Origin of the sequence: Mesorhizobium sp. Primo-A, assembly GCF_003997175.1 — a bacterium.
Taxonomy (GTDB): Bacteria; Pseudomonadota; Alphaproteobacteria; order Rhizobiales; family Rhizobiaceae; genus Mesorhizobium; species Mesorhizobium ciceri.
The window spans coordinates 140,156-156,974 of the sequence record NZ_RZTG01000006.1 but is presented as its reverse complement, the minus strand read 5'-3'; the positions used below and the strand labels follow the sequence as shown (position 1 = coordinate 156,974).

The 16,819-nt window shown below is 60.5% G+C and carries 18 protein-coding genes and 1 tRNA gene; 15 read left to right on the top strand and 4 right to left on the bottom strand.

Features of this window, described 5'->3' with window-relative positions; genetic code table 11:
* Window positions 1–24 precede the first annotated feature (24 nt).
* Window positions 25–624 carry an NADPH-dependent F420 reductase gene (locus tag EOC83_RS13195; protein WP_013529054.1) on the top strand — a complete coding sequence of 200 codons (600 nt, stop codon included), beginning with the start codon at window positions 25–27 and terminating at the stop codon, window positions 622–624.
* A 93-nt stretch (window positions 625–717) separates the two neighbouring features.
* Here the strand turns inward: EOC83_RS13195 and EOC83_RS13190 are convergent, their stop codons facing one another.
* Both EOC83_RS13190 and EOC83_RS13185 read right to left on the bottom strand, forming a co-directional pair.
* Window positions 718–999 carry a hypothetical protein gene (locus EOC83_RS13190; protein WP_063169442.1) on the bottom strand — a complete coding sequence of 94 codons (282 nt, stop codon included), beginning with the start codon at window positions 997–999 and terminating at the stop codon, window positions 718–720.
* A gap of 341 nt (window positions 1,000–1,340) precedes the next feature.
* On the bottom strand, window positions 1,341–2,582 hold the full coding sequence (locus EOC83_RS13185; protein WP_244514241.1) for a HAMP domain-containing sensor histidine kinase: 1,242 nt from the start codon (window positions 2,580–2,582) through the stop codon (window positions 1,341–1,343).
* 246 nt (window positions 2,583–2,828) lie between these two features.
* Between EOC83_RS13185 and EOC83_RS13180 the strand changes: the two genes are divergently transcribed.
* The 6 genes from EOC83_RS13180 (at window position 2,829) to EOC83_RS13155 (ending at window position 8,375) form a co-directional block, all read left to right on the top strand.
* Window positions 2,829–3,542, top strand: coding sequence for a response regulator transcription factor (locus tag EOC83_RS13180; RefSeq protein ID WP_063169440.1), 714 nt, complete (start codon window positions 2,829–2,831; stop codon window positions 3,540–3,542).
* A gap of 205 nt (window positions 3,543–3,747) precedes the next feature.
* Complete coding sequence (locus EOC83_RS33200; RefSeq protein WP_245441839.1) at window positions 3,748–5,253, top strand: hypothetical protein; 1,506 nt, start codon at window positions 3,748–3,750, stop codon at window positions 5,251–5,253.
* An 85-nt stretch (window positions 5,254–5,338) separates the two neighbouring features.
* A complete protein-coding gene (locus EOC83_RS13170; RefSeq protein WP_063170393.1) occupies window positions 5,339–6,139 on the top strand; it encodes a DUF6065 family protein in 801 nt (266 codons plus the stop codon).
* Window positions 6,120–6,854, top strand: a complete 735-nt coding sequence (locus EOC83_RS13165) for a L,D-transpeptidase (protein WP_082826592.1) — start codon at window positions 6,120–6,122, stop codon at window positions 6,852–6,854. The genes EOC83_RS13170 and EOC83_RS13165 overlap by 20 nt, the downstream gene beginning before the upstream one ends.
* 430 nt (window positions 6,855–7,284) lie before the next feature.
* Window positions 7,285–7,701 (top strand): hypothetical protein, encoded by a 417-nt coding sequence (locus EOC83_RS13160; RefSeq protein WP_244514240.1) that lies wholly within the window; start codon window positions 7,285–7,287, stop codon window positions 7,699–7,701.
* Between the two features lie 71 nt (window positions 7,702–7,772).
* Complete coding sequence (locus EOC83_RS13155) at window positions 7,773–8,375, top strand: DUF3011 domain-containing protein (RefSeq protein WP_013529061.1); 603 nt, start codon at window positions 7,773–7,775, stop codon at window positions 8,373–8,375.
* Window positions 8,376–8,700: 325 nt separating this feature from the next.
* Here the strand turns inward: EOC83_RS13155 and EOC83_RS13150 are convergent.
* Window positions 8,701–8,790, bottom strand: a tRNA-Ser gene (locus tag EOC83_RS13150).
* 404 nt (window positions 8,791–9,194) lie between these two features.
* Between EOC83_RS13150 and EOC83_RS13145 the strand changes: the two genes are divergently transcribed.
* The 4 genes from EOC83_RS13145 to EOC83_RS13130 all read left to right on the top strand — a co-directional run bounded on the left by EOC83_RS13145 (window position 9,195) and on the right by EOC83_RS13130 (window position 11,502).
* Window positions 9,195–9,875 carry a 50S ribosomal protein L21 gene (locus EOC83_RS13145; protein ID WP_013529062.1) on the top strand — a complete coding sequence of 227 codons (681 nt, stop codon included), beginning with the start codon at window positions 9,195–9,197 and terminating at the stop codon, window positions 9,873–9,875.
* Between the two features lie 97 nt (window positions 9,876–9,972).
* On the top strand, window positions 9,973–10,242 hold the full coding sequence (gene rpmA / locus EOC83_RS13140) for a 50S ribosomal protein L27 (protein WP_013529063.1): 270 nt from the start codon (window positions 9,973–9,975) through the stop codon (window positions 10,240–10,242).
* Between the two features lie 120 nt (window positions 10,243–10,362).
* Window positions 10,363–10,950, top strand: a complete 588-nt coding sequence (locus tag EOC83_RS13135; protein WP_024502874.1) for a GNAT family protein — start codon at window positions 10,363–10,365, stop codon at window positions 10,948–10,950.
* 21 nt (window positions 10,951–10,971) lie between these two features.
* Window positions 10,972–11,502 carry a GNAT family protein gene (locus EOC83_RS13130; RefSeq protein WP_027163447.1) on the top strand — a complete coding sequence of 177 codons (531 nt, stop codon included), beginning with the start codon at window positions 10,972–10,974 and terminating at the stop codon, window positions 11,500–11,502.
* Window positions 11,503–11,509: 7 nt separating this feature from the next.
* Here the strand turns inward: EOC83_RS13130 and EOC83_RS13125 are convergent, their stop codons facing one another.
* On the bottom strand, window positions 11,510–12,379 hold the full coding sequence (locus EOC83_RS13125) for an endonuclease/exonuclease/phosphatase family protein (protein ID WP_013529066.1): 870 nt from the start codon (window positions 12,377–12,379) through the stop codon (window positions 11,510–11,512).
* A gap of 134 nt (window positions 12,380–12,513) precedes the next feature.
* On the opposite strand from EOC83_RS13125, the gene obgE reads away from it, so the two are divergent.
* The 4 genes from obgE to EOC83_RS13105 all read left to right on the top strand — a co-directional run bounded on the left by obgE (window position 12,514) and on the right by EOC83_RS13105 (window position 16,781).
* The gene (gene obgE / locus EOC83_RS13120; RefSeq protein WP_013529067.1) at window positions 12,514–13,545 is read left to right on the top strand and encodes a GTPase ObgE; all 1,032 of its coding nucleotides are present in this window, start codon (window positions 12,514–12,516) and stop codon (window positions 13,543–13,545) included.
* Window positions 13,546–13,549: 4 nt separating this feature from the next.
* The gene (proB, locus tag EOC83_RS13115) at window positions 13,550–14,740 is read left to right on the top strand and encodes a glutamate 5-kinase (protein WP_013529068.1); all 1,191 of its coding nucleotides are present in this window, start codon (window positions 13,550–13,552) and stop codon (window positions 14,738–14,740) included.
* Between the two features lie 3 nt (window positions 14,741–14,743).
* Window positions 14,744–16,030: a glutamate-5-semialdehyde dehydrogenase gene (locus EOC83_RS13110; protein WP_063169216.1), complete on the top strand. Its 1,287-nt coding sequence runs from the start codon at window positions 14,744–14,746 to the stop codon at window positions 16,028–16,030.
* 163 nt (window positions 16,031–16,193) lie between these two features.
* Window positions 16,194–16,781, top strand: coding sequence for a nicotinate-nucleotide adenylyltransferase (locus EOC83_RS13105; RefSeq protein ID WP_013529070.1), 588 nt, complete (start codon window positions 16,194–16,196; stop codon window positions 16,779–16,781).
* The last annotated feature ends 38 nt before the right edge of the window (window positions 16,782–16,819 follow it).

Genomic DNA, 16,819 nt, shown 5'->3' with positions numbered 1-16,819 from the left:
CTGGTAAACTGAAGGAGAGTATACATGAGCTACGCAATTATCGGCTTCGGCAAGATCGGCCAGGCTCTTGCCAAGGCATTTGCCCGCAAGGGCCTCGAAGTGTCCGTGGCAACCACGCGCGACCCGGAAAGCTTTGCATCCGACGCGGCCGCGATCGGACCCACGATCATCCCGAAAACACTGGCGGACGCCGTCAAGGCGGACATCATCTTTTTGGCTGTCCGCTTTGAATCGCACCCGGATGTCGCGAAGGCGCTGCCAAGCTGGGAAGGCAAGACGATCATCGACGCGACGAACGTGTTTCCAGTCCCCGAAGAGCTGGACGGTCTGCCGTCCTCCGCCTTCGTCGCGAAGGCGTTCACCGGCGCCAAGCTCGTCAAAGGCTTCAATCACCTGATTGCGGCCACCCTGGCTGCCGATCCGATCGTCGAGGGCGGGCACCGGGTCGTCTTTCTGTCGAGCGACGACGAGGACGCGATCGCTCCCGTGGCGGCCTTGGCCAGACAACTCGGGTTCGCACCGGTCAAGCTGGGGAAGCTCAACGAGGGCGGCACGCTGGTGCACGCACGCGGCCGCACTTGGGGCCAGCTGATCTTCCAGGACCTGTTCAAGAAGGAGCAGTAACGGATTTATCGTGCGCCGACAGAGTGGCAGGCGTTCGATGCCGGCCACATCGTCGGCAAAGAGCCAAGCGCGCGAAGTGACATGCTTGAAAGCTTACATCTGCCTGGGATCCTTCGGCCGACATGTGCCTGCCACCCAGGAATCGTAGTTGCAATAGCTGATGTCCCAGCCGGCATCGCGTCTTTTGAAAGTTGCCTCACGACCGCCCGCGCGGATGGGTCCGAAGCCACCCCAACTGCCATCCGAGCCTTTGTAATTTCCCATGACGCGATAATTGCAGTTGTTCACGACGACGTTGCCGTCCATCGACACGCATGCCGATGCAACAGTGGCAAGGCTGAAGAAAGCTGCGATGGCGAGAGAGGCTTTGCGCATCGTGGTCTCCTAACTGGGTTCGGCGAACCAACCGTTACGAGATCGTGGGCCGGGCCTCTTCCCCATTTGGGCTAAACCGGCTGGTAAATTCACGGCGGCATGGCTGCGCTTGCGGACAGAAGCGATGTGCGGAGATGCCGAATGGGCCTGCCCATCGCCGAAGCTTTACGGCCTCCGCGAAGGCCAGAGTGTCCCGGCTCGAGCGGCTCTATCGCCGCCTCTCTACCAGATCCGCAAGATTTGCCGGAGGTTAACGGTAGACAATGAGCGGCCGCAACTGTGTCTCTTTCCGGCCATTTTCTTCAGTCCTGGTTCGGCCCAAAGGCCATATGTCAGGGGGATCACTTTTCAGGGGCAGGCCAGTTCCGCTCGACGGGCAGTGAGAGGCGGAATGTCGACCCGTTGACGTCGCTGGCGGCCAGTATGAGACCGCCGCCATGCTGCCGGGCGATCTCGCGTGAAATGTAGAGCCCTAAACCGGAGCCGTTTACCAGTTGGCCCGCGGCGCGATAGTACCTCATGAATATGAACTCGTGGTCGTCGGGCGCTACGCCAGAGCCCTGATCCGCCACGTGTACAAACGCCACGCCCTGCTCAGTCGACAGCCGGATCGTCACAGAGCTGGTCACCGATGAGTATTTCAGGGCGTTCTGGATCAGATTTTGTATCACAATCTCCAGCAGGTTGCGGTCACCTTTCACAATCACTTCATCGCCGTGAGTGAAGCTAACACGTCCGGCCGCAGCATCATCCAATCCCGCTTCGGCGGCGCGCAAAACCTCATTCAGGTCGAACATCTTGATCCTGGGAAGAGTTTCGTGCCCGCCATTGAGCCGGTCGAAGGCTAGGACGTTTTCAATCAGCGATGACATCCTTTTGACGGTCTGGCGGATCCTTGTGGTGCGCAACTTGATATTGTCGGCGCTTTCACCTGCAGAAGATGACAGATTGTCGGCGGCGGCAGAGATGACGGCCAACGGGCCGCGAAACTCATGAGATACCAAGGCCACAAAGTCCCGCTGCTGAGCCAGAGCATCGTTGGCGGTGTCCAGAGCCTGCCTGAGCTTGAGTTCAAGCAGGTGACGTCGATCCACTTCCACCATGAGCGAGGTGTTTCTTTCCCCAAGCTCAGCGGTCCTTTCGCGCACCTTGATAGTCAGCTCCTGCTCGGCCAAGCGCGACACTGCGATGACGCGGTCCTTTTCCTCGCTCAAGCTGCGCTCGGCAAGCCGCGTTCTCTTCGCGACGGCCGCGCTGAGCAACGCCAGGTGAATCACGGTCCCGCCGGCCAAGAATCTGGACAAAGAGCCATCCAGTTGGAACGGGTTGGCCCCAGTATACATCATCTGCATCACCAGCATGACAGAGATTACGCTCAAAAATGCAATCGCCGACAGCAGATATTGATACCGTCGCCGCACAATGAGCAGATAGAGCACCAGCAGCGAAATGAAGATGAGAGACAGCTGCTGCAGTCGCGATACGAAAAACCCGACGTCGCCGTAGCGTCCCACAATCGCAAAAGCCAAGGCGATGCCATTGAGCAGTACAACGCCCTGGGAGATGCGCCACGCCCAGATCAATTGGCGGTGAAAATCAAACAGTCTAGATAAAAATAATATCAGCACTATACTGTATAAGCAAACGATAATACCCCAAATGAGGTGTATGGTTTTCGGCTCTAGAGACCTCAGAATTTCGGATGCGTATCCCATGTGGAAGAGACTTATTAGCCCAGACTCTATGATAAACAAGACACACAAACAATATAGACAATGCGGCGAATAAATGAAATCGAATGGTATCAGATTGCTGCATGGGGTCCGTAGATGATCGGAGAAGGCTACAAGCATGGCGTTATCGTGATCTCCCCCCTTGTTTATCTTGTCGATGACGACAGGGATTTCCGCGAGGAGATGGTCTTCGGACTATCCAGATTGGGCCTGAACGTACATGGATTCCACAATGCTGCCGCCCTCTACCGAGCCTGTGCCGCCAAGCCGGCTGAAATCGTCATTCTCGACATTGGCCTGGAGGGCGAAGACGGCCTTTCCATAGCTACCCATTTGCGGGCCTTACAATCGGTCGGGATCGTCATGGCGACGGCCCGGAGTTCCATCGACGACCGGCTCAATGGTCTTGAAGCGGGCGCTGACGCTTACCTCGTCAAACCCATTGATGTTCGGGAGCTTGCTGCCACGGTGATGGCGGTCAATGAACGTCTCAACAGGCGCCGCGCCCCTTCGTCGTCTCCGGCCCCACGATGGGCCCTCGAGGAAGGCGGCTGGGTGCTTACCGACGGCATGGGCCATCGCCTTCGCTTGACCACCTCGGAACGGCACTTTTTGGAACGCTTGTTCAGTGAGCGTGGCAAGACCGTCGATCGCCGCGCGCTCGTCGAAGCCATGGGCGCAGACATCTATGACTTCAACTATGCCCACCTGGACACCATCGTGAGCCGGCTGCGTCGAAGAGCCAAGAAATCCGACATGCTTCTCCCCTTGCACGCAATTCGCGGGTCAGGCTTCGCCTTCCCCGATTAGAATGATCGTGCCGACCCTGTCCAGAGAGAAGATTGCCGATCTCATCAATTTGGAAGATGACAGGGAAGGAATTCGAGAAGCATCCTCAAGCGACTGACAGTAAGTGTAAGGATATGACAGTTACTGCGATTGTGAATAATCGCGAGATTAATTACTTCAAGGAAAGGGTTGGATAAATCCGCATTCGTTAGATGGCTCGCATTCTATGCATAATCGAATAGGAATGTATCGTGCGCATGGCGAGGTAGATAACGAGGGCGGCGGTGCGCAGAAGGGGTGCGGGATGCGGCAGCATAAGAGAATTTTATTTGCCAGTTGTTCTATTCTAACGTTCGCATCCATCTATGTCGCGATTACCCCCGCGCTAGCCGGGGCGCCAAGCAACGAACAACTCTATCAGATGATTTTGGACCTGCAGCGAAATCAGAAGCAGATGGCGCGCAAACTTGAGGCCGCCTACGCCGAGACTGCTCAGGTTAAAGAAGAACTGGCCACCCTCAGGGGTTCGGTGGCCCAGAGTCGCGAGATGGCTGCGCTATCCTCGGTTGAGAGGCGCATGTACCTGTCAAATCCGCAATCCGACACTCGTGCCGTTGCCGCGCCCAATGTGCGTGTCGGATTCGGCGCGGGAACCAACGGTAACGACCCGTATGCCTTTACCGACGGTTCCGTGGCGCTCCCGCTCGGTGAAAAATACGGCTTCCAGGTCGATGCGATTGGTGGCGTGACGCCAAACAGTAACTTCACAGGTGCCGCCGCGCATCTGTTCCGCCGTGATCCGAAAGTTGGGGCGCTGGGTCTGTATGGAAGCTACCTTCACGGCGGAGGTGGTTACGATGATGGTGGAGTTCTTGAAAACGGTTATGTCGAAGGCAAGCTCGGCGTTGAAGGCCAGTACTATCTGGGCCGGGTCACGCTTGAGGGACTTGCCGGTATAGAATGGAATTCACTTGAAGAGGACGTCAGCCCGTTCGCCGAAGGCAGGGTCGGGTACTATCCTACGGATAACTTCAAGGTTAATGGCGGCCTGCGTCATCGCGACGCCTTTGGTGGTAGAACGCAACTTGTTGGCGGCGCCGAGTACCTGACCGAGTTCGGAAGCGGGATAGCGACTTCTATCTACAGTGATTTCAGCTTCGATCTGACGAACAGCGACGTCTCCTCAAGCGGCGATTTTTCTGCGATGGCCGGTTTGAGATTCCACTTCGGCACCAATGGCGATCGAAGCGCCCCGAAGACAGTCTTCTGCAAGGATCCGGACCAGAATTTCGAGTGCGCGGTCACGGATGGTCAGAACGATTATTATGCCGACAAGCCAGGTCGTTCCTTGATTCAGCGTGATCGTGGCGACTTCCTTCCATCGCACATCGTAAAAGACGTTGGCAACTTGCCGACGCCTTCCACCAATGTTTGGGGACAGCCGGGGGCGCCTGGCGCACCCGGCGAGGCTGGTACGCCTGGAGTGCCCGGCGCGTCTGGACCTCCCGGCGCGCCCGGCGCGGAGGGACCTGGCGGACCTGCTGGGCCTGTCGGACTGCCCGGATCGGACGGGACACCTGGAGCGCCCGGCGATACCGGCGCGTCTGGACCTCCCGGCGCGCCCGGCGCGGAGGGACCTGGCGGACCTGCCGGACCTGCGGGACCGGAGGGACCTGCCGGACCGGTGGGGCCGGTGGGACCGGAGGGACCTACCGGACCGGCAGGCCCATAGTGCCTCCTTCTATCCTGGTCATGCCGCTACGGTTGGCGACGTGATCAGCAACTTAGAATCGAATCGTTTGAGGATAGCGGAGAGTATGACCGGCCCTCGTCTTGACTGCATGATCCAGGCTCCGAACCCGCCTGAGCTTGTCGCCGCGGAGGGGACGCGAGACTGGATGGATGCGACCGACCAGCATTTCGCCTACCGCTGCACGCCGCTTTCAATCGCCAATGCCAGCGGATGGGAATTGTTGAACCCCATAAATGTGACTGTTACTTGGAACGGATACAACACTACAAAAGACATCGCCTTCCATGTAAACGAACCGAACGTCACGCACCGATTCATCAGCTCGACCTTCGGGCACGGCATAGTAACCTTTCATCCGGGTTACGTGTTTCGCACCGAGCCGGGCTGGATGGTGTGGGCTCGCGGCTCTCCCAACCGGATGAAGGACGGAATCGCGCCGCTGGACGGCTTGGTGGAAACCAACTGGCTGCCGTTCAGTTTCACCATGAATTGGCGCTTCACCCGCCCTGGGTCTGTCACTTTTGCCAAGGGCGAGCCATTCTGTTTCATCACCATGATGCCAAGTGTCGCTATCGAGCAGGTGCAGCCGGTCATTCGTCCGATGGAGGACGATCCTGAGTTCCATAAAGAACATAAGGTTTGGAATAGCGAACGTCGACGGTTTTCGGCCGGCCTGCAGATGAACGACGAGCTTACCAAGGAGATGAAGTGGCAGAAGCACTATCTGCAGGGTGTTTCGCCGACGGGGAAATCGGTCGCGGATGACACTCACCGAGTAAAGCGAACTCTAAAGCGGCCGATCCACATCGACCAGTTGCGGGCCCAGGAAAAAGGTTCGCCAGTAGATGAAGCTAGCCAAGAGTAAGCGGCCTGTGCGCATTCCTCCAGTTGGATCGCTAGCATTTGGCCGTTCGATTAACGGGTCGGTTTCGAGCAGAGACGAAAGACCGGAATGCATCCGCCAGTTCGTGCGGTCGGGCTTTGTATTGGCGCTGGCGGCGCTCCTTGTCGGTTGCCTGGCGGATGGAAAAGGTAGCCCGAATACGGCTACAGAGTTAGTTCGCGTGAAAGCCGCTTACGCGAGGGAGCCGCATGAGGTCTTCATCGTCGATCGCAGCAAGTTTGACCAACGCTTTCTGCCTGTCGATGTGACGCCCCCGGAACGCTTGCCTGCCGGTACGGTGTTGATCGATACACGGCAGAGGTTCCTCTATCTATACCGCCTCAATGGGATGGCGCGGCGCTATGGTGTCGCCGTCGGGGCTAGCGGTTACAGTTGGTCGGGCATTGCCAGCGTAGGGCGTAAGGCGGAGTGGCCCGCATGGCATCCGACTGACGACATGCGTAACCAGTCGCCCGACCTGCCGCGCATGATCAGGCCCGGCACGCACAATCCGCTCGGCGCGCGAGCTCTCTATCTGTACAAGAACGGCGTGGATACGCTTTATCGTATCCACGGCACCTCAGAGCCCTGGACCATAGGAACTGAAGCGTCCTCAGGGTGCATTCGCATGCTCAACGAGGATGTGATCGAACTCTACAGTCTGGTGCCGAAGGGAGCAAAGGTCATCGTGAAGTGAAGCGAATTGAACAGGCACAGGCCAACGCTTGCTGTCGGATGCCGTTGGACAATACCCACGCCGGTGGCACAGGTGACGGCAGATTTCTGCTTCTATCCATATGGCGTCATAGAGGGAGAATTTAAGACATAGGCGTCGCTGCTCGTATCGATATCACTCGCGAATAAGGTTTTGGATACCTTAACCGTCATCTCTGTCCGTCATAATCGACGTTTAGGTATTCTTTTTTACACCTTTTGCGTGTATTGAAATAAAAAAATTCAATGGACGCGTCTATATGTCAGTTCTCGTCAGTGACGGCATGCCATTCGTCTTCCCGTTCGCCGTCGGCATCAGTCAGGGCGCGAACGTCCGAAGGACAAATCCAGGCTGATGGGTTGGCAATTGAACGGACCGAGTGAAAGGACCTATGATGAGGCGCTCTCTATTCATGCTGGTTTCCGCCGCGCTATTGAGTACCGCCGTTGCGGGTCCAGCGGCAGCGCAGACCGCCGCTGAAACAAACCAGACCCTTGACGCGCTGTTCGGCAGTCACACAACCTATCAGCAGTTCTTCGACAAGCTGCAGAAGGCTGTCAGTGCCGGCGACAAGCAGACCGTCGCGTCGATGATCGATTATCCCTTCCGCGCCCGGATCGGCGGCAAGGCGATCAAGATAAACGACGCCGCGCATTTCGTGACGGATTACGACAAGATCGTTACCGCCAAGGTCAAACAGACCGTCCTCAAGCAGACCTACCCGACGCTGTTCGCCAATTGGCAAGGCATCTCAATCGGTGATGGCGAGGTCTGGTTCTCCGGCGTCGGAGACGGCAACACCATCAAGATCACCGCGATCAACGACTGACACCTGGCGGAAGAAATTCCATTTCGATGACACCGACGCAACCGGTCGTTGACCACTCCGGAGGGGTTCACATGCTACGTTACATGTTCATTGCTTTGCTCGCGCTCGGCTCATCGTGGATGATCTCTGATGCCCGCGCACAATCGACCGTCGAATGCCAATCGAGGCACTATCAGTATGGCGAATGCTGGGCGGGCCCGCTGAGCAAGCCGCAACTCATTCATCAGACTTCTGGAAGTCCTTGTATTTTGAACCGGACCTGGGGCTACAATCCACGCAGCAAATATATTTGGGTCGCGCAAGGTTGCTCCGGAATTTTCGCCGATGTCGGCGGCTACCACCATGGACGTGGCGACAGCTTTGATCCCAATGCCCGCATGTATGACCATCGCGGTCATGACGTCGGCGCAGTGGTTGGCGGAGCTATTCTCGGCGCTCTGATCGAGGGGATGGCGGACGATCATCACAATCGACGGCACACGACGAGTAACTACCGCCCCGATAGCAGCTACAATGGTTGTCATGGCATGGGATGCAAGGTCGACAATCCTGACCAGGCAATCGATACCCGACCGCAATTTGACAGGCAGGGAGAGCCAAACTTTGATGTGCATGGCAACTACCAAGGATGCCATGGTGCAGGCTGCCTTGTCGACAATCCTGACGCGGAGTGAATTGAAGGACGAAGGAAGCCGGTCACGATTGTCAAAGCGGGGCTCTTAAATCTTTCCCGCAGCATCAATCTTGATCTTCATCCTGGCATCACCACGGCAGACTTCGTTCACCTGCTTCTTGGTTTCTCCTCGAAGCGGTGGAGGCAGCCGAACATGTTCTCTATCTCCTCCTGCATCGTGGCGGCGGCTGAGACGATAAGATCGAGGTTCTTATGATGTCGATCCATAGGGGCTTGTGCGGAAGCCTCTTTGTACCAAGAAATGCACCAAAAGAGAGCTGATATTCGGAAAAATCGTTGCGAATCAGGCCGTTATGGGAAATCGATGGCGGAGAGGGAGGGATTCGAACCCCCGATGGGCTTGCACCCATGCCGCATTTCGAGTGCGGTGCATTCGACCACTCTGCCACCTCTCCGCGGTCATGGTCGGCCGTTGCCGGCGCGGCGCACTAGATAACGGCTGAACGGGCAGGTTACAAGGCCAATCCGTCAGTTATTTGGCTTGCCGGGCAAGCAGCGGATTCGCGACGGTTCAGCGGCGGCGAGGCCTGGGTAGGTTGGTAACCAGTCACGCGTGCTTGCCTCGACGACGGTCACGTCGTGCAGTCGTGCTGACACGCTCGATCCTTCGGCCGCCAACAACAGTCCCGACAACAGCTGTTTGCCTTGACTCGCACTCAACCTTCGGTTAGGGACAGCGCGCAATCGGCGTGGAGGGTTCTTCCGCGCCGCTTGTTTTTTGAACCCGCAGACTGACAAAAAGACGGCTGAACCGCCAGAGGCGGCTCATCAAGGCCGACCGAACAGCGAAAGGCAAAAAATGTTCGCAGTCATTAAAACGGGTGGCAAGCAGTATCGCGTTGCCGCCAACGATCTCCTGAAGATCGAAAAACTCGAAGCCGCTGTCGGCGATATGGTCGAGATCGGCCACGTCCTCGCACATGGCGAAGGCGAGAATGTCACGTTCGGCGCGCCGTTCGTCGACGGCGCGGTGGTCACCGCCGAAGTCGTCGAGCAGGGCAAGAACCGCACCGTCATCGCCTTCAAGAAGCGCCGCCGGCAGAATTCGCGCCGCAAGATCGGCCATCGCCAGCTTTTGACCACCGTGCGGATCTCCGAGATCCTGCTGGGTGGCGCCAAGCCGACGAAGACGGCAGCGGTCAAGGCGCCGAAGAAGGTGAAGGCCGAGGCCGCCACCGAGGTGCAGGCGGAAGCCGCGCCGAAGAAGGAGCCCAAGGCCAAGGCAGCCGAGACAAAGGCAGCCGAGACCGCGGCAGCGCCGCTGTTCAAGGCGCCCAAGGGTGAGCCGGACGATCTGACCGTGATCAAGGGCATCGGCCCGGTCGCAGCCAAGGATCTCAACGAGCAGGGCATCATCACCTTCGCGCAGCTCGCCAAGCTGACCGACAAGGATGTCGCCAAGATCGACGAGCACATGCCCTTCAGCGCCGACCAGATCAAGGACTGGCGCGAGCAGGCCAAGGAATTGGCGGCGAAGTAATTTTCTGGCGACCAGGTCGCCGGATCGGACTTGAAACGGAACGCGAACGCGTTCATAAGGCCTTTTAGGCGCCTTGCGGCGCAACGGAGTTAGTTAGATGGCACACAAGAAAGCTGGCGGCTCGTCGCGCAACGGTCGCGACTCGCATTCCAAGCGTCTGGGCGTGAAGAAGTTCGGCGGCGAAGCCGTCATCCCGGGCAACATCATCATTCGTCAACGCGGCACCACGTGGCATCCCGGCGTCAATGTCGGCATGGGCACGGACCATACGCTTTTTGCGCTCGAGACCGGCGCCGTGACGTTCAACAAAAAAGCCAACGGCCGAACCTACGTATCGGTCAACCCGATTGCCAAAGCCGCGGAGTAGCCGGTTCCGCACTAGAACACCGGCGCCCATCTCGGGAACCGGTGTCTGGCAAAGCCAGGAAAAGGATCAGGGGAGATGGGTTTCCATCTCCCCTTTTTCTTGTGCCTGGAGGACTTTCAAATGGTTGCCGAAGCGGAAGACTCAGAAGACGAAAGTTACGCGATAGACTGCCCGGTGCTGGTCACCGAGCGGCTGGTGATGCGGGCGCCCCACGAGGGCGATATCGCGCAGCTGGTCGAGCTTGCCGACAACCGCCATGTCGCCGAAATGCTGGCACGCATGCCGCACCCCTATGGCGAGGCCGAGGCGCGCGCTTTCCTGGCCATGACCAAATCGCGCCGGGCCGGCATTGCTTATGCCCTGACGCTGGCCGGCACCGACACCTTCGTCGGTTGCGCCGGCCTCAACACCACCGATCGCGGGCTGGAGCTCGGTTACTGGATCGGCGAGCCGCACTGGAAGAAGGGCTATGCGACGGAAGCAGCGCACGCGCTGGTCGATCTCGCCTTCCAGAGGACGTCGATCCAGGTCCTGCATGCCTCGACGCGGGTCATCAATCCGGCCTCGCGCCGCGTCATCCACAAGTGCGGGTTCCAGTATGCCGGCCAGGGCATGCTGAACTCGATCGTCGCCGGCCAGGTTCCCGTCGAGCGCTACCGGCTCGATCGCAAGACCTGGACCAGCCTGCGGAACTGGGTGCATTTCTGATGGATGACGACGGTCAAACCAATGGTCGACAGCAGCGATATTGAAACGGCCGCGATCGCGCCGATGACGCCTGGGGATATCGAAAGCTTTCATCGCGCGCTCGATGTCGTAGCGCGTGAGCGAAAGTACTTGTCCTTCCTTGAGGCGCCACCGCTGGATCAAGTCAGAAGTTTCGCAATGGATCGTATCGGGAGAGGCGATCCGGGGTTCGTGGCCGTTGTTCGTGGCGAGGTCGTCGGCTGGTGCGACATCTCACGCCATGATCGGCTCATCCATGCCCATCGCGGCTCCCTCGGGATGGGGATTGTTCCTCCCTATCGGGGGCGAGGGCTTGGACTGCGGCTCATCAATGCAACCTTGGCGCAAGCGCGCAGGGCCGGTTTCGTCCGCATCGAACTCTCCGTGCATTCCGACAATGCTCGCGCCATCTCTCTCTACGACAAGGTCGGGTTTGTCAGGGAGGGCGTGCAGCGCGATGCCGTCCATGTCGACGGGGAATACCGCGATACGATCATGATGGCGATCGTCGAACGCGAAAACGCCGCCAGATGAATGGCCATCAGCCCAGTTCGACCCACACCGGCAGATGGTCCGAGCCGACTGCCTTTCGGTCGACCCACAGACGCTGCAGGGATCTGGCAAGCGAAGCGCTGGTAAAGATATAATCGATGCGCTTGTGCCGGCTGGGATCGGTGGGTTGCTTGGGATCGACCCAACTGATGAGATCGTCGCCGGTGGCGTTCAGCCGCAAGGCGGCATCGACGGCGAAGTCGGCGGTCAGCGGCATGCCGAATTCATGGTCCGGCCGGCCGGCGAGTTCGACATATTCGGGTGAGCCGGCCAGCATGTTGAAATCGCCCATGCCGACAAAGGCTTCGGGATGCGGCAGTTCCGGCAGGCCGATCTCGGCGACGCCGGACAGTGCTCCGCCTTCGAGCGCATAGTTCAGCATGCGTTGGCGCAGGAACTGGATCTGGCTGGCGCGTTCGAGGGGGCTGCGGTGATCGAGATGGATGGAATAGAAGCGGATGAAACCAAGCGGCGTCTCGATCAGCGCTTCCAGCGCGCCGCGCTGGAAGTTCATCATCTCGAAGCTGCGGCTGCGCGGCAAAAGCAGGTTGCGCGACAGATGAATGGGCGTCCTAGACAGCACCATGTTGCCGAGCTGGAAGGTTTTCGTGACGGCACGGCCGTTGTCGATGTGCGAACCGATATTGGCCTCGAAATTGCTGCCATAGACGGCGAAATAGTCGGGCAGCGCCTCGCCGATCTCGGCGACCATGTCGCGGCCGCCATTCCGAGGATTGTTGCGGGTCACCTCCTGCAAAGCGATCACGTCGGCGCCGCGCACGGCATCGGCGATGCGCCCGACATCGTACTGCCCGTCGAGGCCGATGCCGTACTGGATGTTGTAGGTTACAAGCTTCATTCCGACGTCTCTCCGGCCAACCCCACATGGCCATTGTCACAAAACGGCCTCGCCCTTCGCCGCGCCTTGGTTTAGAGCAAGGGCCAAGGTTTAGAGCAATGCCGCAAAGCCACTAGTAGAAACTGTACAATCTCATGAAATTTCTCGATCAAGCCAAGGTATACATCCGCTCCGGTGACGGCGGCGCCGGTTCGGTGTCGTTCCGGCGTGAAAAATTCATCGAGTTCGGCGGGCCGGATGGCGGCGACGGCGGCCGCGGCGGCGATGTCTGGCTGGAGGCGGTCGACGGGCTGAACACGCTGATCGACTACCGGTATCAGCAGCATTTCAAGGCCAAGACCGGCGTCCACGGCATGGGCCGCAACATGACCGGCGCCAAGGGCGCCGACGTCACGCTGAAAGTGCCGGCCGGAACGCAGGTGTTCGAAGAAGACAACGAGACGCTGATCTGCGACCTGACCGTGGTCGGACAGCGCTTTCTGCTGGCCAAGGGCGGCAATGGCGGTTTCGGCAACCAGCATTTCAAGACCTCGACGAACCAGGCGCCGCGCCGCGCCAATCCCGGCCTGCCGGGGCAAGAGCTCAACATCTGGCTGCGGCTGAAGCTGATCGCCGATGCCGGGCTGGTCGGGCTGCCCAATGCCGGCAAGTCGACATTCCTGGCGGCGGTCACCGCAGCCAAGCCGAAGATCGCCGACTATCCGTTCACGACGCTGCATCCCGGCCTCGGCGTTGCCCGCATCGACGCGCGCGAATTCGTCATCGCCGACATTCCGGGCCTCATCGAAGGCGCGCATGAGGGCGTCGGCATCGGCGATCGCTTCCTTGGCCACGTCGAGCGCACGCGTGTGCTGCTGCATCTGGTTTCGGCGCAGGAGGAAAATCCGGGCAAGGCCTACAAGACCGTGCGAGCCGAGCTCGACGCCTATGGCCATGGCCTCACCGACAAGGTCGAGATCCTGGCGCTTTCCCAGGTCGACACGCTCGACGCCGATGCGCGCAAGAAGAAGGTCGCCTCGCTGAAACGCGCTGCCGGCCGCGCGCCGATGCTGTTGTCGGCGGTCACCGGCGAGGGCGTCGAGGCGGTGCAGCGGGCGCTGATGGCGGTGATTGCTGAGGCGCGCGCGCAGATCGCGGCGCCGGTCGAGACGCGCTGGGACAAATAGGGTCATGCAGTCGCTGAGAAAATATCGGCGCATCACCGTCAAGATCGGCTCGGCGCTGCTCGTCGACCGCGCGACGGGCCTGAAGCGCGACTGGCTGGCTTCGCTCGCCGACGACATTGCCGGGCTGGCCCAGGGCGGCGCTGAAATCCTCGTCGTCTCGTCCGGCGCCATCGCGCTTGGCCGCACCATCCTTGGCCTCGGCAAGCGAGCCCTGAAACTGGAGGAGAGCCAGGCGGCGGCAGCCGTGGGACAGATCGCGCTGGCCGGCGCCTGGTCGGACGCGCTCGGCAAGGGCAGCCTGAAATCGGGCCAGATCCTGCTGACGCTCGGCGACACCGAGGAGCGCCGCCGCTATCTCAACGCGCGGGCGACGATCTCGACACTCTTGAAGATGAAGGCAGTGCCGGTCATCAACGAGAACGACACGGTGGCGACTTCCGAAATCCGCTACGGCGACAATGACCGGCTGGCGGCCCGCGTCGCCACCATGATGGGCGCCGATCTTTTGGTGCTGCTTTCCGACATCGACGGGCTCTACACCGCGCCGCCGGCGCGCGACCCCAACGCCAAATTCATTCCGGTGGTCGACCGCATCACGCCTGATATCGAGGCGATGGCGGGTGCGGCCGCTTCCGAGCTGTCGCGCGGCGGCATGCGCACGAAGCTCGATGCCGGCAAGATCGCCACCGCCGCCGGCACCGCGATGATCATCACGTCGGGCACTCGGCTGTCGCCGCTGATGGCGATCGAACGCGGCGAGCGCGCTACTTTCTTTCGGCCGAGCAGCAACCCGGTCAAGGGCTACAAAACCTGGATCGCCGGCCAGCTCGAGCCGGCCGGCCGGCTTACGGTCGATGCCGGCGCCATCGGCGCGCTGCTGTCGGGCAAATCGTTGCTGCCGGCCGGCGTCAAGCTGGTCAGCGGCAATTTCTCGCGCGGCGACACGGTGGCGATCCTGTCGCCCGAGGGCCGCGAGATCGCGCGCGGGCTGGTTGCCTATGATGCCGCCGATGCCGTAAGGATCGCGGGCCTGAAGACGGCCGAGATCGAAACCGTGCTCGGCTACGAGGCGCGTTCGGCGATGATCCACCGCGATGACCTTGTGGTGAGCCATTCGGGTGACCAAGTACGGGCCGGCGACCAAACAGGGGCCGGTGACCAAGTCACGGTCGGTGGCGATGTAAGCGGAGGATGAGCCATGCTGAAACTGCATGAAAAATCCGGGGATGACACTGTCGCGCTGATGGCCGATATCGGCCGGCGCGCCCGCGCTGCCGCCCGGCCGCTGGCCATTGCCACAACCGCCGCCAAGAACGCCGCACTGCTGGCCATGGCCGAGGCGATTGTGGCCCGTGAGCAGGACATTCTCGACGCCAACGCCATCGATGTTTCGAATGGTCATGAATCCGGGCTTTCCACCTCCTTCATGGACCGGCTGAAGCTCGATCCGGCGCGCATCCGCGCCATGGCCGACGGCATCCGCGAAATCGCCGCGCTGCGGGATCCGGTTGGCGACGTGATCGCGCAGTGGGACCGGCCGAACGGTTTGCATATCGAGCGCGTGCGCACGCCGCTCGGCGTCGTCGGCGTCATCTATGAGAGCCGCCCGAACGTCACCGCCGATGCCGGCGCGCTGTGCCTCAAAGCCGGCAATCCGGTGATCCTGCGCGGCGGTTCGGATTCGCTCAATTCTTCCGCCGCCATCCACGCCTGCCTGGTCGAAGGGCTGAAGCAAGCGGGCCTGCCGGAGGATGCCATCCAGCTGGTGCCGACCACCGACCGCGCCGCCGTCGGCGAAATGCTGAAGGGGTTGGGCGGCAACCTCGACGTCATTATCCCGCGCGGTGGCAAAAGCCTGGTCGGACGGGTGCAGGCCGAGGCGCGGGTCCCGGTCTTCGCGCATCTCGAAGGCATCTGCCATCTCTACATCGACCGTTCCGCCAAGCTCGATATGGCTGTCAGGATCGCCGTCAACGCCAAGATGCGACGCACCGGCGTCTGCGGTGCCGCAGAGACGCTGCTGGTCGACCGGGCGGTTGCCTCCACGCATCTGGTGCCGATCCTTGATGCACTTCGCGCCGCCGGCTGCGAAATCCATGCCGATGCCGAGGTGCTGAAAGTGTTTTTCGACGCCAAACCGGCGACCGATGCCGACTGGATCACCGAGTATCTCGATGCCATCATCGCGGTAAAACTGGTCGACGGTATCGGTGGTGCGATCGAGCATATCGAGACGTTTTCCTCGCATCACACCGAGGCGATCGTCGCCGAGGATGCGCAAGCCGTCGAGCGGTTTTTCAACGAGATCGATTCGGCGATCCTGCTGCACAACGCATCGACGCAGTTCGCCGACGGCGGCGAATTCGGCATGGGCGCCGAGATCGGCATCGCCACCGGCAAGATGCATGCGCGCGGACCGGTGGGCGTCGAACAGCTGACGTCGTTCAAATACCGTGTGCGCGGGTCGGGACAGGTGAGACCTTGAGCGCTGGTCTTACCCTTCCCCTTGTGGGGAGGGTGGCGAGCACAGCGAGCCGGGTGGGGGGACGACGCTGAATTCCGCGATACCCCTACCCCGCTCCGCTTCGCGGATCGACCCTCCCCACAAGGACGAGGGTAAGGAGGCTATCTCCTCCCACTATCTCAAAATGCCGCACGCCGAGAAAGGCCTTGCCGTCGGCCTGTTCGGCGGTTCGTTCAATCCGCCGCATGCCGGCCATGCGCTGGTCGCCGAGATCGCGCTCAGACGCCTGGCGCTCGACCAGTTGTGGTGGATGGTGACGCCGGGCAATCCGCTGAAGAACACCAGGGAGTTGGCGCCGCTGGGCGAACGGCTGCAGCTGTCGGAACAGATCGCCAAGAACCCGAAGATCAAGGTCACCGCTTTCGAAGCCGCCCATCACGTCCGCTACACCGCCGATACGCTGGCGCTGGTCAAGGCGCGCAACCCCGGTGTCGATTTCGTCTGGATCATGGGTGCCGACAGCCTGCGCGATTTCCATCGCTGGCAGCGCTGGCGCGAGATCGTCATGACCTTCCCGATCGCCGTCATCGACCGCCCGGGCGCGACGCTGTCGTTCCTGTCCTCGGTCGTCGCCAAGACCTTCGACTATGCCCGCATCGACGAGGGCGATGCGCCGCGGCTTGCCCGCATGAAGGCGCCGGCCTGGACCTTCATTCACGGCCCGCGCTCGTCGCTGTCATCGAGCGCGATCCGCAAGCTGGCGAAGGGGTGAGCCCGGCCGCCCGGCCATGTCGCTTTTATCGCTTCCTT